25 protein-coding genes, 1 riboswitch and 1 other annotated feature are annotated in these 22913 nt (G+C 35.2%); of the genes, 3 read left to right on the top strand and 22 right to left on the bottom strand.

Annotation, left to right across the window (positions count from 1 at the left end):
- From rplU to AC3EA5_RS04245, 19 genes are all read right to left on the bottom strand, one after another.
- On the bottom strand, positions 1–309 hold the full coding sequence (rplU, locus tag AC3EA5_RS04335; protein ID WP_394187616.1) for a 50S ribosomal protein L21: 309 nt from the start codon (positions 307–309) through the stop codon (positions 1–3).
- Between the two features lie 14 nt (positions 310–323).
- Positions 324–400 (bottom strand) — a sequence feature (ribosomal protein L21 leader region).
- Between the two features lie 43 nt (positions 401–443).
- Complete coding sequence (locus AC3EA5_RS04330) at positions 444–1046, bottom strand: site-2 protease family protein (protein WP_488607221.1); 603 nt, start codon at positions 1044–1046, stop codon at positions 444–446.
- A complete protein-coding gene (locus AC3EA5_RS04325) occupies positions 1033–1581 on the bottom strand; it encodes a hypothetical protein (protein WP_488607220.1) in 549 nt (182 codons plus the stop codon). Before AC3EA5_RS04325 ends, AC3EA5_RS04330 begins: the two co-directional genes overlap by 14 nt.
- 914 nt (positions 1582–2495) lie before the next feature.
- Entirely contained in the window at positions 2496–3293 is a 798-nt protein-coding gene (gene minD, locus AC3EA5_RS04320; RefSeq protein ID WP_394187613.1) for a septum site-determining protein MinD, read from the bottom strand.
- Between the two features lies 1 nt (position 3294).
- Positions 3295–3966, bottom strand: a complete 672-nt coding sequence (gene minC, locus AC3EA5_RS04315; protein WP_394187612.1) for a septum site-determining protein MinC — start codon at positions 3964–3966, stop codon at positions 3295–3297.
- Between the two features lie 29 nt (positions 3967–3995).
- Positions 3996–4520: a rod shape-determining protein MreD gene (gene mreD, locus AC3EA5_RS04310; protein ID WP_488607219.1), complete on the bottom strand. Its 525-nt coding sequence runs from the start codon at positions 4518–4520 to the stop codon at positions 3996–3998.
- A complete protein-coding gene (gene mreC, locus AC3EA5_RS04305; protein ID WP_394187610.1) occupies positions 4517–5425 on the bottom strand; it encodes a rod shape-determining protein MreC in 909 nt (302 codons plus the stop codon). The genes mreD and mreC overlap by 4 nt, the downstream gene beginning before the upstream one ends.
- A gap of 14 nt (positions 5426–5439) precedes the next feature.
- Positions 5440–6456: a rod shape-determining protein gene (locus AC3EA5_RS04300; RefSeq protein ID WP_394187609.1), complete on the bottom strand. Its 1017-nt coding sequence runs from the start codon at positions 6454–6456 to the stop codon at positions 5440–5442.
- A gap of 94 nt (positions 6457–6550) precedes the next feature.
- Positions 6551–7249 (bottom strand): RadC family protein, encoded by a 699-nt coding sequence (radC, locus tag AC3EA5_RS04295; protein WP_488607218.1) that lies wholly within the window; start codon positions 7247–7249, stop codon positions 6551–6553.
- Positions 7239–7859 (bottom strand): Maf family protein, encoded by a 621-nt coding sequence (locus AC3EA5_RS04290; RefSeq protein ID WP_488607217.1) that lies wholly within the window; start codon positions 7857–7859, stop codon positions 7239–7241. The genes radC and AC3EA5_RS04290 overlap by 11 nt, the downstream gene beginning before the upstream one ends.
- An 86-nt stretch (positions 7860–7945) precedes the next feature.
- Positions 7946–8584: a hypothetical protein gene (locus tag AC3EA5_RS04285; RefSeq protein WP_488607216.1), complete on the bottom strand. Its 639-nt coding sequence runs from the start codon at positions 8582–8584 to the stop codon at positions 7946–7948.
- Between the two features lie 86 nt (positions 8585–8670).
- Positions 8671–9426, bottom strand: a complete 756-nt coding sequence (locus AC3EA5_RS04280; protein WP_488607215.1) for a prepilin peptidase — start codon at positions 9424–9426, stop codon at positions 8671–8673.
- A gap of 16 nt (positions 9427–9442) precedes the next feature.
- On the bottom strand, positions 9443–10468 hold the full coding sequence (locus AC3EA5_RS04275) for a LysM peptidoglycan-binding domain-containing protein (RefSeq protein WP_488607214.1): 1026 nt from the start codon (positions 10466–10468) through the stop codon (positions 9443–9445).
- Positions 10465–11052: a PilN domain-containing protein gene (locus AC3EA5_RS04270; RefSeq protein ID WP_488607213.1), complete on the bottom strand. Its 588-nt coding sequence runs from the start codon at positions 11050–11052 to the stop codon at positions 10465–10467. Before AC3EA5_RS04270 ends, AC3EA5_RS04275 begins: the two co-directional genes overlap by 4 nt.
- 14 nt (positions 11053–11066) lie before the next feature.
- Positions 11067–12038, bottom strand: a complete 972-nt coding sequence (pilM, locus tag AC3EA5_RS04265) for a type IV pilus biogenesis protein PilM (protein ID WP_488607212.1) — start codon at positions 12036–12038, stop codon at positions 11067–11069.
- A 90-nt stretch (positions 12039–12128) separates the two neighbouring features.
- Complete coding sequence (locus tag AC3EA5_RS04260; RefSeq protein WP_488607211.1) at positions 12129–12593, bottom strand: type II secretion system protein; 465 nt, start codon at positions 12591–12593, stop codon at positions 12129–12131.
- Between the two features lie 19 nt (positions 12594–12612).
- Positions 12613–12696, bottom strand: a riboswitch (cyclic di-GMP riboswitch).
- A gap of 66 nt (positions 12697–12762) precedes the next feature.
- Complete coding sequence (locus tag AC3EA5_RS04255; RefSeq protein WP_488607210.1) at positions 12763–13971, bottom strand: type II secretion system F family protein; 1209 nt, start codon at positions 13969–13971, stop codon at positions 12763–12765.
- On the bottom strand, positions 13971–15011 hold the full coding sequence (locus tag AC3EA5_RS04250; RefSeq protein WP_488607209.1) for a type IV pilus twitching motility protein PilT: 1041 nt from the start codon (positions 15009–15011) through the stop codon (positions 13971–13973). The genes AC3EA5_RS04255 and AC3EA5_RS04250 overlap by 1 nt, the downstream gene beginning before the upstream one ends.
- Before the next feature lie 15 nt (positions 15012–15026).
- A complete protein-coding gene (locus AC3EA5_RS04245) occupies positions 15027–16670 on the bottom strand; it encodes a GspE/PulE family protein (RefSeq protein ID WP_488607208.1) in 1644 nt (547 codons plus the stop codon).
- 90 nt (positions 16671–16760) lie between these two features.
- Between AC3EA5_RS04245 and AC3EA5_RS04240 the strand changes: the two genes are divergently transcribed.
- Genes AC3EA5_RS04240 through AC3EA5_RS04230 form a run of 3 tightly spaced genes read left to right on the top strand, consistent with a single transcriptional unit; the run spans position 16761 to position 18976 of the window.
- The gene (locus AC3EA5_RS04240; protein WP_488607207.1) at positions 16761–17213 is read left to right on the top strand and encodes a type IV pilus modification PilV family protein; all 453 of its coding nucleotides are present in this window, start codon (positions 16761–16763) and stop codon (positions 17211–17213) included.
- Positions 17214–17228: 15 nt separating this feature from the next.
- Entirely contained in the window at positions 17229–17648 is a 420-nt protein-coding gene (locus AC3EA5_RS04235; RefSeq protein WP_488607206.1) for a type II secretion system protein, read from the top strand.
- Between the two features lie 14 nt (positions 17649–17662).
- Positions 17663–18976 carry a hypothetical protein gene (locus tag AC3EA5_RS04230; protein ID WP_488607205.1) on the top strand — a complete coding sequence of 438 codons (1314 nt, stop codon included), beginning with the start codon at positions 17663–17665 and terminating at the stop codon, positions 18974–18976.
- Positions 18977–19003: 27 nt separating this feature from the next.
- Here AC3EA5_RS04230 and AC3EA5_RS04225 read toward each other — a convergent pair whose 3' ends face one another.
- The 3 genes from AC3EA5_RS04225 to AC3EA5_RS04215 form a co-directional block, all read right to left on the bottom strand.
- Positions 19004–20359 (bottom strand): hypothetical protein, encoded by a 1356-nt coding sequence (locus AC3EA5_RS04225; protein ID WP_488607204.1) that lies wholly within the window; start codon positions 20357–20359, stop codon positions 19004–19006.
- Positions 20343–21116 carry a hypothetical protein gene (locus AC3EA5_RS04220; protein WP_488607203.1) on the bottom strand — a complete coding sequence of 258 codons (774 nt, stop codon included), beginning with the start codon at positions 21114–21116 and terminating at the stop codon, positions 20343–20345. Before AC3EA5_RS04220 ends, AC3EA5_RS04225 begins: the two co-directional genes overlap by 17 nt.
- An 89-nt stretch (positions 21117–21205) precedes the next feature.
- Complete coding sequence (locus AC3EA5_RS04215; protein ID WP_488607202.1) at positions 21206–22909, bottom strand: sensor domain-containing diguanylate cyclase; 1704 nt, start codon at positions 22907–22909, stop codon at positions 21206–21208.
- Positions 22910–22913: the final 4 nt, after the last annotated feature.

Below are 22913 nucleotides of genomic sequence, written 5' to 3'. Positions count from 1 at the left end.
TTACAGGTTAATTTCATCAATCACTAATTTTGTATAAGGTTGACGATGACCTTGTTTACGACGGTAGTTCTTTTTCGCTTTGTATTTAAAAACAGTGATTTTTTTACCACGACCGTTTTTAACGACTGTCGCTTTAACTGTTGCACCTTCCACGAAAGGAACTCCAACTTTAACATTGTCTCCACCTACAAATAGAACTTTGTCAAATGTGAAAACGTCTTCAGCATCCACACCTAATTTTTCGATGTAAATTTCTTGACCTTTTTCAACTTTGATTTGTTTCCCACCAGTTTCGATAATTGCGTACATTTTACTGCACCTCCTCTTAGACTCAGACTCGCCTTTAAATAAGGTGATCTTTTCAGATACTTAAACCTTTTAAGAGCGGTTGTAGTAGCACGGGTGCTACAAACAATAACATTAAAATATTATCACACTTGAGGTCATAGAGTCAACCGCTTTTGAACAATATCCTGAAATGCTGCTTCGTATTTACGATATTGCCATGATTTAATATTTTGATAAGCTATAAAAGCAAATATAAATACCAAGTGAATTTCGGTTGATACAAATAAAATCAAAAACAATGGTAAAAAAATAGACATCATTAATATCCATTCATACCAATCAGGAACTAGTGCTAATAAAGCTTGTCCTCCATCTAACGGAAGAATCGGTAAACAATTTAAAAATAATATTGTAAATTGGACTTGAATAAAGAAAGCTTGTCCAGGAAACGATAAAAAATTCGCAAGTAATATAAGTACGGCTGTCGTGAGTGGACCTGAAATTGCAACTAACCATTGGTGATGTTTTGGAGCCTGCCTAAGATTACGAATGATAATTTCTCCACCATACGGCATTATTGTACAAGATTTAACCGATAGGCCTGTCCATTTTGCAGCAATTAAATGTCCAGATTCATGAATCAATAATGAGACAAAGATAATCGTATAATGTGCAAATTGACCAGTTCCAATCAAAAAGAAAATGAGCGGAATTAATATCGGATGTAATCTAAATCGCATCGTGCTATTTAACGGCATCTGAAATCCATTCTGTCAATGTAGAAGGTTCTAAATACTTTCCATCCCGTTCCACTCGAACATACATTGATCCTGGTTGTACCTCGGCAATTAATTCGTTTGTAGCAACTGCTGTATATGGTAAATGTGAGAAGCTTTCTATAAATCCATAAGTCACAGTTTCCCCACTATCATATAAAATAGTCATGGTTTTCCCCGTTTGCTTTGTTTGACCAGTAAACAGAATTAATCCATCTTCACGAGCAACCACTTGAACTGGACTGGTATACGAAACCAGTACGCCATCTTGATATGGTTGCATTGATTCATACGTTTTCATTGAAGGGTGCACAGATGCCGATACTGGAATCACTTCTTCAAGTTTCTCATCAGTCATTAACGACATAATCATCTTACGTGCGTACTGAATGTCTTTCCCTTCCTCAAAAAGGGAACGAATCTGTGAATTTCCACCATCACGTTCTTCAATTTGAACCATCCCAATAACTCCTATTGTTAATAGACAAGCTACGAACCACTTTTTCTGCCATCTCATCGCTCACCCCTCCTTTTAATGCACTATATGCAACAAGAAGAAAGAGCATGAATGACAAATGCCAAGTTTGATAGATTTATTAATAGACTTGAGTTAATTTAGTAAATAATAATTTTTTTAAAGTGATATCCCTAAAGTGAAGATCTTTAATTCACAATTAATATGCTCTTGTTCCGCTTCAGGTGGACGCTTTCCGCGGGCGGTCCGTGAGCCTCCTCTTTCGCAATGCTCACTGCGAGGTCTCACATGGACCGGCTAATCCCGCTGGAAAGATCAAGAGCAAAGACAATTTGTCTTGATCTTTGCGACGAAGCTAGCGTAGCGATGCAACGTTCTTTCATGTTTCGAAGCTAGTGAAACGATGCAGAAACAGGAGCAGATGTTTTCCGCCACATTGCACTACACTTAACAAAATTTCATGATTTTATAAAAACCATTATGAATCGATTCTCTTCTTTAGTTTTGAATAAAAAGTACAAATTATAGTAATGGATCGTTCAATATGTAGACATTTCTCTATCAAAAAAAGAAAAGGTGATTTTCATGAAGATTGAAGCTTCTATTGCTGATGAAGCCAGTATTTCAAAGTAGCTGGCTTGTGATGTGGTGGGCTTAAATCTTTAATAATCTAAAATCAAGTAACCGCTCTTGATTTCCCTGGAAATATTTCATACAACAATAATTTGGTGTTATATACCAGAGCTATTGTTAAACAATCCATGTTTATATACTCGTGGTGCGACTCCTGGGGGAATTAGTACGTGCTTTAGACCCTGGACTGAGCACCCGAGAGGAAGCGGCTAAGCACGTTCTCCCGGAAAGCGTACACCATAATGATAATCACCTGCTAAGTTCTGATATAAAAAAGACCATCTCTAAGTCACTAAACGACTTAAGAGATGGCCCCGTAATAATTATTTAGCAAAGATTGCTTTGATTTTCGAAAATACACCTTTACGCTCTAAATCCATAGACATTAATGGAACTGATTCCCCTAAAATACGTCGAGCAATATTTCGGTAACCTAAAGCCGCTCGATTAGTAGGATCCATAACTACAGGCTCCCCTTTATTAGACGAAGTAATGACGCTTTCGTCATCAGCAACAATACCTAATAAATCGATTGATAAATGAGTAGTAATTTCATTAATATCTAAAGCATCTCCAGATTTCATTAAATGTTGGCGAATGCGATTGATAATAAGTTTAGGTGGAGCAATATCTTCTTGTTCTAGCAATCCGATGATACGATCAGCATCTCGAACAGCAGAAATTTCAGGAGTTGTTACGACAATCGCACGATCAGCTCCAGCAATGGCATTTTTATACCCTTGCTCAATACCAGCGGGACAATCTATCACAACATAATCGTAATCGCGTTTTAATTCTGTCACTAATTCTTTCATTTGTTCAGGATTAATAGCGTTTTTGTCAGTCGTCTGTGCTGCGGGTAGTAGAAATAACTTGTCATCAAAACGCTTATCTTTAACAAGTGCTTGATGCACTTTACAACGCCCCTCAATAACGTCAACGAGGTCATAGATGATTCGATTTTCTAAACCTAAAACAACATCTAAATTTCTTAAACCAATGTCTGTGTCAATCAAACAAACTTTCTTGCCTTGAAGTGCTAATGCAGTTCCAAGGTTAGCGGTGGTCGTCGTCTTACCGACCCCCCCTTTCCCTGAAGTTATAACGATGGCTTCTCCCACATCAGCTTCCTCCTTTAAATGTAGATAATTGCGGTCTTAATAAACGTAATTCTTGCAAACGATCAATCGCAATAAAACCATTAGCATGTAAATAAGCACATTCCATTTCAGGTTGCTCTGATAATATGGTTAATTCATCCGTCATAATCTCAAGAGCATCAGCAATCATTAAATGCGTAGCTTCTAACCAAGAAGCAGCAATGACAGCATCTGTGTTACCGTTAGAACCTGCGTGAGCAATCCCTTTTAATCGACCAAGCACGAAAATATTTCCGCCTGCTACAATTCGACCGTTTGGATTAACGTCACCTACAACAACTAAATCACCTTCAGCTGTAACAACTTGTCCAGATCGAACAATTCCTACATAAGTTTCGGATTGTCGTTCTAAAATTCGTCGATTGCTTTCTTCCACAGAAATCACATCGCTTTGAACTTTAGAAACCCGAAGATGCGGTGAAGTATGAACGCAGGCAATTAATTCTTTGATTTGTTCTTCTGAACAATATCGATGTCCCACTTGTAATAGAACCTCTGCTTGTCCTTCAATACCTTCGTCAGATACTTTGTTTTTAAGTTCTTCAACTATATCAGCGTAAGCGCATTGATCATCTAGCCGAAGCACTAGGCCGTCTTTTGTCCCTTTAATATAGACAAGTTGCTTTTTCGTCAAATGCGTCACCTCACGCGTAAAATTCGAATTTATGATGGTTGGTTCAAACGTTGAATGAACCTTGCATTTATTAAATACTTAAATGCCCATCCTAGCATAATTAGAAAAATAGAATTGGCAATCATCGTTGGAATCAGTTTTCCATAAACAAAATTGCTCATGGACATATCAGTTAGTCCGATTAATAAGAAAAATTGATACAAAACAAACTCAAGTAAAGCTACCAACAATAATGACAATGTGGTCGTGACCAGTAAATTTTGATGAATATATCGAACAATGAAACTCGCAATTAAACATATTAATGGATATAAAAATGAATACAATCCAATAATATCAATGTAAGTCACATCATACAATAGACCAAATACTAAACCGTAAATCATAGCTACATTTCGGCTATAGTAAATCGAGATAAAAATTAAGTACATAATTAAGAATCGAGGGACTAAAAAACGGTATTCTCCATACAATTCAATTGGAGAAAACAAGCCAAATACAGGTTCTAAAAAAAACAAAACAATGGCGATAAGAGGAACAACGAATCGAATCATGAAGGATCCTCTTCTTTTTCTGCTTCCTCTTCAACAATAACTTCCCCATCAATTCCACTTGCACTAGGCATTGATCTCTTGGCTACCATTACATGATCTAATAATGCAAAGTCTGCTGCTGGTTTGATATACGCCATTTTAGTTAAGCCAAAATCATCGGTTGTTACTTCCGTAATCTCCCCAATATATAACCCTTCTGGGAAGATTCCACCTAAACCTGATGACATTACTTTTTGTCCTGCTTTAATTTCAATATTGGAATCAATTCGTTTAAGTATCAATTCGTTTCTTTCATCATCATACCCTTCAATTAAACCGAACACTTTTTTCTCTCCATCAACTGTTACCATGGCAGAGACACGATAATTAGGGTTTTGAGTCGATAACAACTCTACTGTTGATGTAAACGATGTCGTTAAAAACACTTTACCAATTAACCCTTGAGAAGTCATGACCGCCATATTAACCTCAACACCATGAATTGTCCCTTTATCAAGTACAACTTTTTCTTCCCACTGATCGGGGTTTCTTGCGATAACTGTTGCTTGAATCGGCTCATATTTTCGAAGATTTTCTTCTTTGTCTACAATTTCGCGTAATGTCGAATTCTCTAAAGTTAAAACATTTACGTCAGCCTGCAATTTAGCAAACTCTTCTAAACGACTTTTTAATCGTTTGTTTTCATCGTAAGTATTTAACAAAGAATCAACATTTTCGAAAACACCTGTTATGTATTGCGTCGGTTTAGAGAAAATAGATTGTCCAAAACCAACTACATCTTTAATAAATTGTTCAGGTAAAGAAGCATGATCACGATCTCTGAGAGAGAAACTGATCAATGCCACAAGAAAAATCACCCCGACAAGCAACATAATCAATCGCTTATTCGAAAAAAATTGCGGCATTGAAGCAAACCTCCTTAATGTTTAGACTGTTGTCGAATGACATTCATATGATCTAACGCCATACCTGTACCAATTGCCACACAGTCTAAGGGATTTTCTGCGATAAAGACCGGCATACTCGTTTGGTCGCTGATTACTTTATCTAGATTTTTAAGAAGTGCTCCACCGCCAGTTAAGACGATTCCTCGTTCCATAACATCAGCTGATAATTCAGGAGGAGTTTGTTCCAACGTTTTTTTCACACCTTCAATAATTGCAGCAACTGATTCTTTAAGAGCTTCAGCAATTTCTTGTGATGTAATTTCAATCGTTTTAGGTAATCCCGTAACTAAATCACGACCACGAATTTCCATAGTCTCGATATTATCTATCACTTTAGCAGAACCAATTTCCATTTTAATAGCTTCAGAAGTTCGTTCACCAATTGTTAAATTGTACGTTTTACGAATATAACCTGAAATGGCATGATCCATTGCATCTCCAGCTACACGTACTGATTCACTTGTGACAATCCCTCCAAGAGATATAACAGCTACTTCAGTTGTTCCTCCACCAATGTCAACAACCATACTACCTGTAGGTTCCCAGACTGGTAAGTTCGATCCAATTGCAGCTGCAAATGGTTCTTCAATCGTAACAGCTTCACGTGCACCCGCTTGTCTTGCTGCGTCAATAACTGCACGTTGCTCAACTGAAGTTATTCCATATGGTACACAAATCATGACGTTTGGTTTTTTCCATGATCCGCCAGCTACTTTCATAGCCTCTTTTAAATAATACTGAATCATAGCAGTTGTGATATCAAAATCTGCAATAACCCCATCCTTCATCGGGCGAATTGCAACAATCGAACCTGGTGTTCGACCTATCATATTTCTAGCATCTTTACCAACAGCGACGATATCGCCATTATTCGTATTTTTAGCTACTACTGAAGGTTCGCGTAAAACGATCCCTTTTCCTTTAATAAATACCAAAGTATTTGCTGTGCCAAGGTCAATCCCGACATCTTTTGCTCCAAATCCAAACACGTAATTTTCTTCCTTTCTATCCTTAGCCAGTTGTTCTCAGCTTACTTGAAATCATAACTTTCATTATAACGGATAAATGAAGAAAATTATAGTGTCACATGTACCCCTTTTCTTTTAAGCTAATGAATTGATGGTCACCAATGATTACATGGTCCAATAATTCGATTCCCATAATTTTACCAGCTTCTTGTAATCTTTTCGTCACTTCAATGTCTTCGGGTGATGGTGAAGGATTGCCTGAAGGGTGATTATGAGCACATATGATGGAGGCAGCAGAACGTTTTACAGCTTCTCTAAAGATTTCTCGTGGATGAACAATACTGGCATTTAAACTGCCGATAAATATTGTTTGTTTATGCAAAACTTGATTTTTCACATTCATAAAAAGTACAACAAAATTTTCTTGTTTTAACGACGTCATGTCTGCCATTAAAAAAGTAGCCGCATCCTTCGGTGAACGAACTGTAAATTTCCCATCTGTTTTTTGCTGAGCTAAACGTCTTCCTAACTCAATTGCCGCTAATAATTGAACCCCTTTTGCTTCCCCAATACCTTTAACTGCAGTCATCTCTTCAATCGTCGCAGTTTTTAGTTCGTGAAGTTGTTCAAAATAGGTTAAAACACGGTTTGCTAAATGAAGAACGGATTCTTGCTTCGTACCAGTCCTTAAAAGAATCGCGATTAATTCTTGATTAGATAAACTTTCGGCACCCTGTCTAATTAAACGTTCTCGTGGTCGATCGGCTTCATGTACATCTCGAATCATTAATGTCGGGAAGATTTCAGTTGTCATAGGAATCAACCTCGTCACCAAAGGAAAGTAAACCTAAAGACTTTAGCTCTTTAAAAAGTTTCCCAATTGGTAATCCCACAACATTATGATAATCCCCTACAATCTTTTCTACAAAAAAACCTCCAGCACCCTGGATGCCGTAGCCTCCTGCCTTATCTGCCCCTTCACCACTTTCCACATAAAGTTGAATCCACTCTTCCGATAAAGGATAAAATTGAACATTCGTTTGTTCAAAGAATGTATGACATTTTCCGGAATGAAAAATCGAAACACCTGTATAAACTGTGTGAATATTTCCGGATAACCTTTTTAAATATTGAGTGGCCAATTTATTATCAACCGGTTTATATAAAGGCTCTTCATTCAAAAAAACAATCGTATCTGCGCTTATAACAATGGCATCTTGATATTTTTCCGCAATCGGTAAACCTTTAGCCATCGCCGTATTACATACTTTTTCTCCAGGTGTCGCTCCAAGTATATTAGATTCATCAACCTCGACAGTTCTCACTTTAAAAGGCACTTCTAATAATGATAGTAATTCAAATCTTCTGGGTGAAGCACTTGCTAATATGAGTGGTTTTTTAGTCGTTAATTTGATATCAAACATCTCCTTTTTGATATCATACAAAATCACACAGGAAATGAAAATTAATCGTAAATGGAGATAACTTAAAAACCACAGTTTTTTAGGTATTAAAACTCAATTTTGAGACATTCATTTTGCGTTCCGTAATGAGATAATAGCTGTGCACGAACAACATTAATTTCCTTTGAAAGCTTAGATATTGCTGCAATATTCGACTTCCAGTCTTCAGGAATCTTAACGCTCGCCTCTACTCCTTCAAAATAAAATTTTGCCCGATCTGTTTCGCTAAGCAAAAGAGGTATATTTTTTAGATGATCTTCCGTACAACCAGATGCTGATAATTGAAAAGGCTTAACAAAAGAATCTTTGCTTTCTGCATTTTTCACTTCAGCTTCTACTACACTTACCGCTGACCATACATAATATTTATCCTCTGCTAAAATAACAGCTGAAGATGCTAAAGAAGGATTAGTCTGCATCAAGTTTGCCGCTGCTTCAGCCGTTGAAAAGACACCATACTGTTTTGCGTAAAAGGGAAATACGGTTTTATCATCCGTTGGTGCAACAACAGGTTCAACTTCTTCTTTTTCTTCTACAGGCGTGACTAATTCTGGTGTATCCACCTTTCGAATATCTTGCCACTGAATTAAAAGTGCAAACAAACCGATGGATACAGCTCCAATTAAAAAACCGTGGAGAAGTGCTAGTGTGTAAGAAAACTTTGAAAATGTTCTAGAAATCCGCATATGGTCACCTCATTTTTCTCCACCCTATCACGTCGCCCATAAAAAAAGACGAGACTCATGTCGTCTCGTCAAAAAAAGTTTTCGTCTTATATAAACAAATTTGTATACCATTCGAGTATGATATCTCCATAAAAATAAACTATCAGTGACGCTGCTGCAATAGAAGGTCCAAAAGGTACTGGCGTTTTCTTATCCGCCTTTTTTATTTTCAATTGAATAAATCCAGCAATCATCCCAACAAAAGCAGCCACAAATAAGGTCAGTAAGGTTGGAATCATTCCGAGCACCCAGCCAATCACAAGGAACAGTTTTATGTCTCCTCCACCCATACCACCTTTCGACAAAATGGCAATTAATAATAAAATACCAAATCCTATAAAGGCACCAACCACACTATCCCACCATTGAGTGAGTGGTGAAAGTATTCTTGAAAATATTAATAGAACGCCAAAGAAAATTAATACCTTATCAGGAATTAACATATAAGCTAAATCTGAAACAGTGATGATGACTAACATGGAAATGAAAAGGAGAGCAACGATTAGTTCTTTAGAGAATCCTAGTTTTAGATAGGCAATGGAAAATAGAATTCCTGTACATAATTCCATCACCGGGTAGATCCATTGAATTTTTTGTCCACAACTACGACATTTTCCCTTTAGAAAAATATAAGAAAATACGGGAACCAAATCTAAAATTGTTAATCTCCTTTTACAATTCGAACATGTTGAAGGAGGACTAACAATTGACTGTTTTTTTGGAATCCTTAAACCGACAACATTAAAAAAGGAACCAAATAGTAATCCATATAAGAAAAAGAATATGGAAATTGTGATTATCATAAAAAACCTCAATTCATTAATAGGAAGGGATTCGTAAAACTTCTCCGACAAATACGGTATTCACTTTTTTATTATTCGCTTTCATGATAATGGTTTCGCCATTTCGATTGCCGTAATAATCCATTGAAATTGAAAATAAGGTTTCCCCACTTTTAACAACATGACTTTTTTCAGCAGGTTGTTGTAAAGCTGCAGGTTGTTCAGAGACCTCAGAAGGAGGATCTAAAACTACTTCCTGTTCAGTTATCTCGGAGATACTTTGTTCACTTGAAGATATGCTACTACCTTCTAAGGAACTAATCGTTTCTTTTACTTCTGTAACATCTTGTAAAGGATTAATCTTCTCCGCTTCTTCTGAAGACGCAGGATTATCCATCTTTATCGGTAAATTGATATCAGGAGCATAATACGTCACAAGTTGAATGGAATAGTTAAATAAATCTTCCATTGGACCTACTCTCTCTTCTCCTTCACTAAATCCTGTAAACGCAAACGTTTCAATGGTATAAATTCTATTTAGCTTTTCCATTTCTTCTAGAAACAGCAACATACTTTCATAATCTTTTGATTGGATTTCAAGCTCAACAACAATTGTTTTTAAATCAGGAGGAGGTGGAACAGGTTGCGTTTGTTGAATTGCGTCATCGCTAATAACCAATTCTGTATCTGTTTCAGATGGTGAACCATCTTCAATTTCAACTTCCGTGAATTGTTCATTTATCAAGCCATCATACTGAAATACAATTGAGTCTAATAATGTGTCAGAGGCTAAAGCCGATTTTTCCAAGTCTAATATAATGGATTCTTCTTCTCTAGTAATCGGCACTTTTTGGGTCAAAATTGCAATTTCACTCTCTGAAATGGAAACAGGTTCTTCATTCACTGGTTCACTAACTTCAGATTTTAGACTTTGTGTCTTTAAAAGCTCAATACGCTCATTTGTTGGTCTTACTAATAAAAAATAAAATAAAACTCCTAAAATAAATAATGCACTAAACACACCTATGATCACTTGCCAATGTTTTCGTTCAAATACAATCATGGAGACCCCTCCTGTTCGGAATCAAGGTCTTTCAATGCATCTTGATTTAACAAAATTGAATACACTGCAATGGTCCTAGGTTGAACAAATGTTTCTTCATTAACAGCATTTTCTTGAGCAAGTGTATCTTTAGTAACAGATAAAATTCTGGCTTCATTTATGAATGGGGATTGTTGAATTGAAGTTAAATAGAAAGCTGCTTCAGCATGACTATCAAATTGAACCTCTAACTCAATTGAATCATCAATGAATACATAAGAGGTGAAATAACCACGAACTGGTAGTTTTTTTGATAACTCTACTAGTATTGCAATTTTAGAATACGGCTGAGTTGATGCCCATTCTACTGCGGATTCATAACGATCAAATTCAACCACCCTAGGATCCTCTTCCGTTGCAACCGGAATTGAAACTTGCGATGCAATTAAATTCTCTAAGTTCTCAACTTGTTGGTGTTTTTCATGATAAATCGACCATATCCAGGCAAATAAACAAAATAGAAGAATCACTAAAAAAACCGAGATAAAAAGCCATTCTTTCGGTCTATTTTTAGTTTGTATGAGATTGATATCGACATGTCGCATATGTAATACCCCTTTTACTTCCAAGAAAGGCCAACTAATTCTGCAAATGAGTCTGGAATCTTATACCCTGTCTTCGTTCCCCAAGATTGTTCATGTAAGAGAAAAGCATTGATGTCTTCTGAATCTGCATAACTTTCTTTTAACTCACCTAAATGAGGATGATCGCCTGCTAAACAAATCGTGTCGATTTTTTGTTTACCTTGTTGTAAATTGAATTGATAAAATGACTGTAATCGTTCAATTTCTTTTTTCATCATATTCATATGTTCGGTAAATACGACATCTTCTTTTGGGACTTCTATGTATTGAAAACCTGTTCTTGATTCAAAAGCCGTATATTCAGTTGGTGGAACTAACGTAAAGGTTCGAACATAAACCGGTTCATGATTGTGGAACATACTTAACTGAACTCCATCTAACTCCGCATGAATTAATAATATATTCTGTTCTTCAGTTAAATGAAATTGTTCCTGAAATAAACGATAGAGGTTTAAAAATGGAACATCCATAACAACTGGTCGTAGTTTTGATTGCTTAAGTATGGCCACCATTTTATTGATGCCTTCTTCCGGAACAGCTAATGCACGAACCTCTCTTTTACCATCAACTTCTGCAGTACCAACGATTTCAATAATAGGATCTTGGAAAGGAAGTTGGAATGATTCACCAAGCGCCATATATAAACTGCCTTTTAACTCTTCAATCGGAACACTCAGTGGCAATTTTGTTGAACGAAGTAATAATTCATGTGAGGAAAAGGAGACATATGTTTTTAATCCTGCCAATTTATATTGTTTTACAACCGAAGTTAAAGCACGAACCAATTGTTCATCTTGAATGATTTCACTTTTGTCAATCCAACCATCTTCAATAATACGTTGAATCGCATGCGTATATTGGTGTTTCCGATTGCCGACTAAAATACGGATATATCGTTTCGTAAATGTAATAAACACTGCTGCATGATTTCCCCAATATGTCGACAATCTTCGTCACCTCTAATTCTATGTATATGTATGTATTAACTATAATAATAGCCCCCTGCTTAAAAGCAAAGGGCTATTTATATCAGATAGTTATGGAGTTGGGTCTGCTCCAGCATTTATTTCGGTTTCTGTTATATCAGCTTTATAATATAAAGTACCACTATTACTTTTTAATGTTATTTTGTACGCTGCTGGAGTGCTAGCATTTGCAGGAATGTATTTGACAAACGATGAACCTTTACTATATGTTGTTCCATCAACTGAAGGATCTGCAGGTAGACCATCTAAAACTCCTGCTGTAACTAATTCATCTAAAGTAATTAAGTTATCAGTAAGCATTGAAGAAGTTACTTCTCCACTAACAATTCCAAGTTTCGCTGAGTTTATTATCAACAATGCATTAGATTTGTGTGCATCATCTTTAGAATTATCAATAATATTCCCAATTGCCGGTACAGCGATTGCTGCAATAATTCCTAGGATTACGACTACTGCTAATAGTTCAATTAGCGTTAACCCTTTTTGATTTTTTAAGTGCTTTAACCATTTTCTCATCTAAATCTCTCCCCTAAATGTTTTCAATGGGTGGGTGCACTATTTGCTCAAAATTACCCAAGTGCCCACATACAGGTAATTTGTCCTTGCGTCCATCATTCTTCCTATTACCTATATTATCGGTTGGTAAACAATTATTTCAAGTCGAAATATGTCTAAAGTTATAAAATTATTGAACTTCCGATAAAATCGAGAACATCGGTATCATGATAGACGCCACAACTCCTCCAATTACGACTGCTATAAACAAGATGAGCATAGGCTCTAACAATGTTTTCAATTGTTCTGCACTTTGATCGACTTCTTGTTCATAAAAATCGGCGACTTTATCTAACATAAAATCAAGAGTACCTGACTTTTCTCCTAAAATCATCATTTGAGAAACAAATGGTGGTACTGCCCAATGTCCTACAAATGGTTTGGCAATTGAATTCCCTTCTTGCACACTTACACTTGCTTCTCTCAATAACTTTTCAATTACGGAGTTTCCTACTACTTTTTCAACTATATCAAGTGCTTGCGTTACTGGAACACTCGATTCATATAGCGTACTAAGTGTTCGTGTCATTCTCGCGAGAATTGCTTTTTTCATGAGAGGACCAAACACAGGAATTTTCAATATTAAAGAGTCAATTTTATAACGGACAGTAGATTTATTTTTAACCGTTTGATAGGCGAATATTAAAATTGTGATAACAAGTATAAATATCCACCAATAGGTTGTTACAACTGAACTTAATGACAAAAGTAATTGAGTTGACCAAGGAAGTTCTGCTCCAAATGAAGAAAACATTCCTGCAAATCGAGGAACAATGAATCCAATCATAAAGACAATGACCAATATCGAAACTGCTAACAAGACAAGTGGATAAGTCATTGCGGATCTCACTTTTTGACGAGTCGTGTGAGATTTTTCATAGTACAGTGCAAGTCGATCTAATATTTCATCGAATTGCCCACCCGCTTCACCTGCACGTAACATATTTGAAAAGAGAGTTGGAAAAACTTTCGGGTGTTTGGAAGCAGCTTCTGAGAAGGGGTAACCCTCCCGTAAGTCATCTAATATTTCCCCAAGAACAATTTTCATTTTTTTAGAAGTAGATTGATCTTTTAAGATTGATGTTGCATCCAAAATCGTAATTCCAGCTTTAATCAAAGTAGAAAACTGTCTAATGAATATAACGAGTTCTTTAAAAGGTATGGATTTTTCCAATAAAGGAATCTCCGTGTAAAGAATCCCGGTTTTTTCTTCAATTTTCTTTGTAGAAATACCTTTAACCGTCAATTTTTGTTTTGCATCGGTTATTGAAGTAGCTTTAATACTACCAGCGATCACTAATCCTTTTCGATCTCGACCTTCATATCCATAGTATCCCATTAAATCGTCTTCTCCGATAAATATGGACTAGCACTATCAAAACTAACTTTTTCTTCTTTAACCAAACGTTCTATTTCCGATTCCATTGTTCGCATTCCAATATTTCTACTAGATTGCATAACCGAAGTAATTTGATGAATTTTCTCAGTACGGATTAAATTCTTTACAGCCGGTACATTTAGTAATACTTCAAATGCACCAACACGACCTTTCCCTTCCTTTTTAGGGAATAATCGCTGAGAAACAACGGCTTGCAGAACAGATGCAAGTTGAATTCGAATTTGCGGTTGTTGACTAGGCGGAAAAACGTCGATGATTCGATCAATGGTCATTACTGCACTGGTAGTATGCAAGGTTGCAAAAACTAAATGCCCCGTTTCAGCAGCGGTAATTGCCGTAGAAATGGTTTCTAAATCTCGCATTTCTCCAACTAAAATGACATCTGGATCCTGTCTTAAAGAGGCTCGTAAACCAGATGAAAATGATTTCGTATCAAAACCTACTTCACGTTGATTAATCATACATGTTCCATGACTATGTAAATACTCAATTGGATCTTCAAGTGTAATAATATGTTTTTTCATCGATTTATTCATTTCCGATATCATAGAAGCCAATGTCGTTGATTTACCAGAACCAGTTGGCCCAGTCACTAAAACTAACCCTTGGGGACGAGTTGAAATATCTCGAAGAACTGGTGGCAATGATAGTTCTTCATAAGTAGGTATATGTGTTGGAATAACTCGAAAAGCAAGACCAATACAATCCCTTTGATGATAAGCATTTACACGAAAACGGGAAACACCAGGTAAGCCATGTGAAAAATCAATTTCCCCTTTTTCAATAAACTTTTCCCACATTTCATTAGTCAGAATGGATCGGGTCATCGTTTCAATATCCTGTGGTTTTAAAACATCTTGTCCAAAACGCTTCAACTCACCATCTAATCTCATAATAGGTGGCATACCGACGGTTAAATGCACATCAGATGTCCCAAGATCAAATGCAGCTCGAAGTAATTGACTTAGTTGTTCATTCATACCAACGTTCCCTTCTTAATTCACTTTCGCGACTTTTAATACTTCTTCTAAAGTAGTGAAACCTGCTTTAACCTTTAATAACCCATCGTCAAGAAGCGGAATCATACCTTGTCTCATGGCTTCTTTTTGAATGTCAAACATACTTGCTTCATTAAATAGTAGGTCACGTATTTTTTCATCTAATATAAACATTTCATGTAACGCAATTCGGCCCTTATAGCCTGTATTTAAGCATTTACTGCATCCAGAAACTTTATAGATTTTTTCAATTCCAATAAAACGTTTGTCAAACACCGTTTTTTCTACTGCAGATGGTACATGTTCAACCCTACAATTTTCGCAAATCTTTCGAACTAATCGTTGAGAAATGACGCCATTTAATGCGGATATGACTAAGTATGGCTCAATATTCATATCCAGTAGACGTGGCACACTGCTAATCGCATCATTTGAATGCAGTGTACTCATAACAAAATGTCCGGTTAATGCTGCTCTAATAGCAATTTCAGCCGTTTCTTCATCACGAATTTCTCCGACCATTATGATATTTGGATCTTGCCTTAATATCGCACGTAAGCCACTAGCAAAAGATAAATTAATTTGTGGATTAACTTGAACTTGATTGATTCCTTCTATCTGATACTCAACAGGATCTTCGATCGTAATGATATTGGTTGTGTCTCGATTAATATGTTGCAGAGCGGAGTACAAAGTCGTTGTCTTCCCTGAACCTGTTGGACCAGTCAATAACACCATTCCAGAAGGCTGCTCCACCATTTTAATAAATGCTTGTAAATAACGTTTATTAAAATCCAATTGATTAATTGGTTTAATCGCTTTGTTTTTATCTAAAATACGTATAACGACTTTTTCTCCATTAACGGTTGGTAAAATTGAAACACGCAAATCAATAATTTGTTCACTTTGAGTAAGTCTAATTCGGCCATCTTGTGGTAATCTCGATTCGGTAATATTTAGATTGGCCATGATTTTTAGACGCGCAATAAGTGACGCGAACTGGGATGCTTGGAGAACACGATCTGTTTTCAATAAGCCATCCACACGATATCTGACATGGATTTTATCTTCAAGTGGATCAATATGTATATCACTTGCACCTAGTGCTAAACCTTGCATAAATAATTGATTGGTTAGTCTGATGGCAGGTGCTTCTTCTTGACTTTCATCGTCAAGTCTACCGGAAGTTTCAACATATAAATCTTTATTTACTTGTGAAAATTTATCAATTGATTCTAAAATATCATTTTTTGACGATATAACAGGCATCACAGTAAAACCTGTCCGCAATTCAATATCATCAATTGCTACAAAGTCTAATGGATCAGCCATAGCAACTTTCAATTGAGTTCCATTTTTTTCGATGGGCAAGGCAAAGTTTCTTTTGCAATAGTCTACTCCTAAAAGTCCCAACAAGGTTTCATCTATTGGAAATAAATTCAGCGAAACATGAGCAATCCCAAGCTGGAATTCAAGAACCTCGATCAGTTGTTGATCAGTAAGAATGCCACGTTCTAAAAGCGCATCACCAAGACGTTGATCTGCTGACTTTTTTTCAAGAGTTTCCATTAATTGCGTTTCAGTAATAATATTTGCACTAACTAAAATATCTCCTAAGCGTTTACGCTCCAAATTACTCACACACCTTCCATTGGTAAAAGTGTAGTATACTTTCTAGTATATAAGATTCATGAAGTAAATAGATACATAGAACTTAAAAGGATGATTGAAATGCAAAAATCCATCAAGAATGAACAAGGTTTAACGTTAATCGAAGTTCTAGCCTCGATCGTTTTACTTTCAATAGTGATTGTGTCTTTTCTATCATTATTTCCACAAATCACTAACTTCAATAAATCAACAGAAGAGAACTTACAAGCTGCGGCAACTGCTAAGGAAGTTCGGGTTTTAGTGAAACAAGAGATAGAATCATCGGATCTTTTTCCTAACAAACTATCATTTACAAATGAACGAACTCTTGATAATGGCGTTTATTCGTATAACGGTAAATATAATGGTTTTGAAGTACTCATTGAAGTTCAAGACCAGCCCTTTGTTGGAGATGAACCACTAAAAAATGAAATCCGAAATCTTTATAAATTTAAAGTTTCTATTGGACATAGTGACACTCGAATAATAAGTAAGACGTATGGTTTTATTAGTAAAAATATAACTCCTAACTAATAGGGAGGATAGTCAATGATTAATCAAAAAGGTGTAACACTTGTCGAGTTGCTTGCGACTCTCGTTATTTTCGGAATTTTTTCAACGATTATTTGGGCATTTCTATTTCAAGCCATGCAAACTAATGAAGTTGAAATTTCAAAGAATCAAATTCAGCAAGAAGCGAATATTATTTTAAACGCTCTTGATGAAGTACATCGGAAATCCTCTGAATATACGATAGATTATAATAACGATGAAATTATTATTACAGCTAAAAATTCTTCACAAATTGTCTTTTCAAATCCTCAGATTGACTATAATCTATTTCCACTTGTGTCTGGGAAGTCAATTTCCCCTAAAACTGATCAACTAAATATTACATTAGTTTTAAAAAGTAAAACGAATAAAAATGTGAATACAACCCTTAAATCTACTTTCAATAGATTAAAGTAAGAGGTGGAGAAATCATGAATCGAAATAGTGAGAGTGGTTATACTTTATTATTAACATTGGCATTAATATTAGTAATCACTAGTTTCATTGGCACACTGTCATTCTTGACTTTGAGTCAACAAACACAAGTTGAAAAAACAGATGAAGATTTTCTTCTATCTGACATTACAGAAATGGGAATTGAATATTATCGGAGTAGAGTTTTTGAGGATTATGTTAGAATAATTCACAAAGTTAGAGACAACATTCAAGAAAAGGTAGCAAAATCACCAGAACTTTATGAAACTGAAGCTGAAGTGGAGGCTTTAGAAAAAGAAGAAGAATTTAATGGAATAATGGATTTAAAAGCTATCTTGTCTAGTTATGAAGTGAAATTAATTTTAATTGAAGAACCAAAGTTGAATTTCAGTCTTACAGAATCGCCTTATGAATACGAATCTAATGATTTATATTTACAATATAAGTTTTTAATTGAAGGAAGCAATAGTGTTAATCAAGAGAAATACAGCTTTAACATTAGGTTACCTAAAAACTTTGTAGATTTGACAATAAATAATTCAAATCCAGGCAGTGGATCTGGACAAATCGATTACAACAAAACTATCCCAACACCTAATTTCTCTCCTCCTTTTCCTACTGAGGCTTGTAATGGTACATATAAAAATAAAACATGCATAAGTGAAAGTAAATTTATTAAAGATATTGAAAATTCCACTGTTTATTTTAAAGATGATATATCGACTAATAGCGCAAACAATACTGATTTTAAAGACTCTTTTATATTTATCGATGGAAACTTAGATGCAAAGAATTTTCAAGGCATCGAAGATGTTTCAATATTTGTAAATGGAGATACTAGCATTGATCAATTGTTGGCAACTAACATTAATTTATATTCTTCAGGGGCACTTAATCTAAATAAACATATTAATATTTATGATTCAAATATTCGAAGCATTGGTGCTGTGAATGCCACTAAAAAAGGGATGACTATTTCTAATACACATATGGTTGTAGAAGGATTTGGTAATACTATTGATCCTTTTAAAGTTACAAATTCATCAACCGTTTGTATAAAAAACGATAGTTTTTTAGATGAGTTATATATTGACTCCACAAGCTCAGTTATTATTTTGAATACTGCTAATCGATCAGGACAAAATACAAATGGCTCAAAACTACCATTAATTGTAGATATTGATACCTTCAATAAAAATTGTTATGGAGTATCAGACTCTGATGGAGGTATTGAAATTGAAATTATTAGTGATGTTAATGTCACTCATGAATCGATATTAAATGACATTGATTATGACATTACAAATTAAGGGAAGTGCCAACTCGGCACTTCCCTTTTATTTCGTATTTTTAGTTTGATCTTCTTTAAGGATTTCATCTGAATCAGATTCTGTTGAAGTTCCCCCTGGAGGAATAATTGGTGCTGGGTTGGGCGTTCCTCCACTACTTCCTCCACTAGGTACAGTAGGAGTCGGAATTCCATCAACTGAAATATTATTAGTTCCTGCTCCTGTTGACGAATCGTTTGAGGCGGGAGGCGTTAATTCAGAGGTTCCAACTTCATGTCGATATTGTATTTCGTGTTTAGGAAAATATAGATCGTTTGCTACATGGAAGGTTGCCTTTTTCTCTCCATTCAAAAATACGGTTCGAGATACATTTACCTCAACGCCTTCGACTCCCTTATCTGTTTTCTGAGGAACAGATTTTTCAATGGTTTGGATTTGAACGCGATAAGGCAAAACTTTTCTCTCAAGTGGGTCTAGGTCAATTTCAATTCCTACATCGGTCCCACTGATTTTAACTACTAGTTGATTACCCGATTGTATAGTTTCTATAGTTAATGGAAACCCATAAACATTTACTATTACAAAATCTTTATTTTCATCAATAAAAGCCTCAAATCCTGCTTGAATTTTAAAAGGATTGGTTTGACTAATATTTCTTTCCAAAATCTGAAAAGGACTTTCTAAAGCTGCCTTATACATCGTTGAAGTCAAAATGGTTTTGAATTCATCTGAATAAAGTCCTTCAGGTTCAGAAATGAAAATGTCATTTAACGAAAGGGATTTATTAGGTTCTACTATAATAGTTGAATGTTTTCGAATCCAACTAGATATACTAGCATCACTTATTGAAACTGGCATCGTTGCTTGTGCAATTTCAATTACACCTGTTTGTTTACGATCTATGTATGATGTCAAATTAAAGTTTCCGCTATTTGGTTGTAAATCGTGAGCAAAAGATAAAATATCTTGTTTAAAGTTGACGAAGTCTACTATATCTTCTTGTCCTGTAAAACCTAATTCTAATAAATGATCATTCCATAAATTCTCATTTAAAGTAACTTGCAACTGATTCCTTTGTCCATTAAGAGCTGTGTTCACAGAACCTTGGACGTCAAACGTTAAAGTTTCGGGATCCATCTTAGCGCTTTCAAATAGAAATTGGGTGGCCATTTGATTTTTTTGCTTCCACTCATTCGTTTTCTTAGATAAAAGTTGTAAAGATTGCTCCTTATTTAAACCAGACACATCAATAGGACCAATCCAGGAATTTTCTTTAAAATGAGTAAAAGAATCAGGATTTAGTACAGCTTTTGTTAAGCTCGTGAAAGAAAATGTCCCCGCAAGTAAAATAATTCCTACTATAAGAGATAGAATGAAAAATTGAAGACTATTCTTTTGAGCCATTTATTCCACTCCCGTTTTGATTGAAATATCCTTCTGACAAATCTTCATATCTTGAATTATCCAAGTCACTTATGTTTTCCATTGAATTTTCTTTTGTCACATCATTACTATTTTTTTCATTATCGAATAAGGATTGAAGTCTTTTTTCCATCCATTGATCAGAAAGTTCATCGTTAGAAACTATTTGATTATCTTGTTTTATATCGTCTTCACGGTCAAATTGATAAAGTATTTTTTCTTCCCTGATCTCATCAACAACAATATCTGGCTCATCATTATAAATGACGTCTTCCCTCGCTGCTGCAACTTCATATTCACCTAGATTAATTTCACTATGCATACCTTTCAAATCTATTACATTTTGAGAACTTTGTGAGACATCAAAATGATCATCTTTTGATTTGTGATAAAGCATATGGTCATCTACTGAAGATAAATTCTCTAAATTAGTTCCTTCGATAACTGATAGTTCCTTAAATCTTTTTCTTCTTGATGACGAACCTTTTTTATTTGTGGTAGTTTCAAGCCACATACGTTTTTTGCCAATTAATAATGATAGTGAACCTATTAATAATAGGAAAATTCCAATCCCGATTAATGGTGAATAAAGATTGGCCATTAATGAACTAAGAACAAATGCAAGAGTAGTGATAATTAGTAAAACACTTAAACTAATTTTATTTGAAATTATAGGTAGAACATAAATAAATAAACTTAAAAGAATAAAACTAATTGTTAAACCTATTGCAAATGTCATGTTTGGCACCTCACTTCACTATTAGTATACCGTTTAAATTCATGAATAAGAAAGAAAAGACAGGCATTTTCCCTGTCTTTTCTCCAAATTTATTTAATATATTCAGCAACTCGATTTCGCCCAGCTCGTTTGGCTCCGATGTAAAGTGCTCGATCGGCGTTTCGAATGAGTGCCATTGCCTCATCGCAATCTTCTGGCGCAGTTGATACACCAATACTTGTTGTAATTTGCACTTTCGTTAAATCACGTTTTTCACCTAAGTCTGTGCGTATTTCAAATGGTGTCGACTCAATTAGTTCTCTCAAGTCTTCCGCAAGTTTCACTGATTGCTGCTTCGAATAGTTTGGCAATAAGACCACAAACTCTTCCCCACCGTATCTAGCAATAATGCCTTTATCCCCAATTTCTTTCTCAATGAGTCTCGCAAGCCCATACAAAATGTCATTTCCACTTTGATGGCCGTATGTATCATTGATACTCTTGAAATGGTCAATGTCCATCATCATAAGTGAAAGCTGTCGAAGGTTACCATTCAACAAATCATTCATCTTTTTCTCTAATTCTTGATCAAAATAGCGATAATTATAAAGTTTAGTTAACCCACAACGTTCACTCTTCGATACAGCATCTTGCACAAATCTAGCTTTCTCAAGTGATACGGCAAAATATGAACAAAGTAGATTTAAAATCTGCAATTGATGTAATTCAAACGCATGCTTTTTACGTGAAGCAATCATCAAAATGCCTTCTACTTTTTGATTTCTACTAATTGGTACAGCAATTATACTTTCGGTGTTATGTGGAAGAAACTCTGCTTTAATATCTTTCCATTCGGATTTCTTCGAAAAAAATATGGATTTATCTCTCTTAAACACAATTCCAGGAATACTTTTTGATAATACTTCATGCGAATGCTCCAACTTCTTTTCTTGACCACGTTCAATGGCTCTCATTACGTAAAATTTATCATCTTTAAAATCAATTATATAAAGATAATCTAAAGGCAACATTTCACCGATATTTTTCACGAATAAATCGATGATCGCGTCGGAACTTAATCGATCTGCTAATTCATGTCCAATTTTACTTGCACGACCTAAGTCATCATTTACTAAAGCTGAGTTATTGTACATACGTAGTACAAGTGTAATCATTAAAAATGGAAGTCCTAATAATAAAAACGCGATTGGGCCAACATGGATTTGTAATAAATACAGCGTAATACCAAAAGGTAAGGTAATGATAAGACCTGTGTAATCCCAAAACACGTCTTTTTCAAAGAATTTTCGATCCTTCACTTCAAGTTTTATATAAAAATGCAAAATAATATGATTTACTATTACTAATGTTACTAAGTAAATACAGCTATAAATCAAGATTTCTGAAAGATTCGTGCTCCCTACCTCATAACCCAAGTACATGACAAAGCTGCCTGTAATAAACGAAATGGCAAAAAACATAAACGAGTTGAATAGTACACGATGAAAATCAACAATTTGAAATTTCATACGATACATCAACGGAATGATTGCAATTTGAGTAATAATCATTTCGACAAAAAGTCCATATGTTAAAAATGTCGCGAGATTGATCCATTGTATTAAAAAAATCGTAGTTCCCGCCACTTTAAATGGAAAAATAACTGTTAATAATGCTATTGCAATATAAGCTAAAACCAATGTCCACTCGACTGACGATGGTGCGAAATTTATATAGGAAAAATAGATACCAATCGGGACGGTTACAAACCACAATATCCAAATATTGATTTTTGCTTGTTTCGATATGTTCATATAA

This window comes from Paenisporosarcina sp., assembly GCF_057785155.1.
This window is presented reverse-complemented; position numbering and strand designations above follow the sequence as displayed.

Coding starts and splice junctions, on each gene's coding strand:
- rplU (WP_394187616.1), bottom strand. CDS start 309: ATGTACGCAATTATCGAAACTGGTGGGAAACAAATCAAAGTTGAAAAA.
- AC3EA5_RS04330 (WP_488607221.1), bottom strand. CDS start 1,046: ATGCCGTTAAATAGCACGATGCGATTTAGATTACATCCGATATTAATT.
- AC3EA5_RS04325 (WP_488607220.1), bottom strand. CDS start 1,581: ATGAGATGGCAGAAAAAGTGGTTCGTAGCTTGTCTATTAACAATAGGA.
- mreD (WP_488607219.1), bottom strand. CDS start 4,520: ATGATTCGATTCGTTGTTCCTCTTATCGCCATTGTTTTGTTTTTTTTA.
- mreC (WP_394187610.1), bottom strand. CDS start 5,425: ATGCCGCAATTTTTTTCGAATAAGCGATTGATTATGTTGCTTGTCGGG.
- radC (WP_488607218.1), bottom strand. CDS start 7,249: ATGACAACTGAAATCTTCCCGACATTAATGATTCGAGATGTACATGAA.
- AC3EA5_RS04290 (WP_488607217.1), bottom strand. CDS start 7,859: ATGTTTGATATCAAATTAACGACTAAAAAACCACTCATATTAGCAAGT.
- AC3EA5_RS04285 (WP_488607216.1), bottom strand. CDS start 8,584: ATGCGGATTTCTAGAACATTTTCAAAGTTTTCTTACACACTAGCACTT.
- AC3EA5_RS04280 (WP_488607215.1), bottom strand. CDS start 9,426: ATGATAATCACAATTTCCATATTCTTTTTCTTATATGGATTACTATTT.
- AC3EA5_RS04275 (WP_488607214.1), bottom strand. CDS start 10,468: ATGATTGTATTTGAACGAAAACATTGGCAAGTGATCATAGGTGTGTTT.
- AC3EA5_RS04270 (WP_488607213.1), bottom strand. CDS start 11,052: ATGCGACATGTCGATATCAATCTCATACAAACTAAAAATAGACCGAAA.
- AC3EA5_RS04260 (WP_488607211.1), bottom strand. CDS start 12,593: ATGAGAAAATGGTTAAAGCACTTAAAAAATCAAAAAGGGTTAACGCTA.
- AC3EA5_RS04255 (WP_488607210.1), bottom strand. CDS start 13,971: ATGGGATACTATGGATATGAAGGTCGAGATCGAAAAGGATTAGTGATC.
- AC3EA5_RS04250 (WP_488607209.1), bottom strand. CDS start 15,011: ATGAATGAACAACTAAGTCAATTACTTCGAGCTGCATTTGATCTTGGG.
- AC3EA5_RS04240 (WP_488607207.1), top strand. CDS start 16,761: ATGCAAAAATCCATCAAGAATGAACAAGGTTTAACGTTAATCGAAGTT.
- AC3EA5_RS04235 (WP_488607206.1), top strand. CDS start 17,229: ATGATTAATCAAAAAGGTGTAACACTTGTCGAGTTGCTTGCGACTCTC.
- AC3EA5_RS04230 (WP_488607205.1), top strand. CDS start 17,663: ATGAATCGAAATAGTGAGAGTGGTTATACTTTATTATTAACATTGGCA.
- AC3EA5_RS04225 (WP_488607204.1), bottom strand. CDS start 20,359: ATGGCTCAAAAGAATAGTCTTCAATTTTTCATTCTATCTCTTATAGTA.
- AC3EA5_RS04220 (WP_488607203.1), bottom strand. CDS start 21,116: ATGACATTTGCAATAGGTTTAACAATTAGTTTTATTCTTTTAAGTTTA.
- AC3EA5_RS04215 (WP_488607202.1), bottom strand. CDS start 22,909: ATGAACATATCGAAACAAGCAAAAATCAATATTTGGATATTGTGGTTT.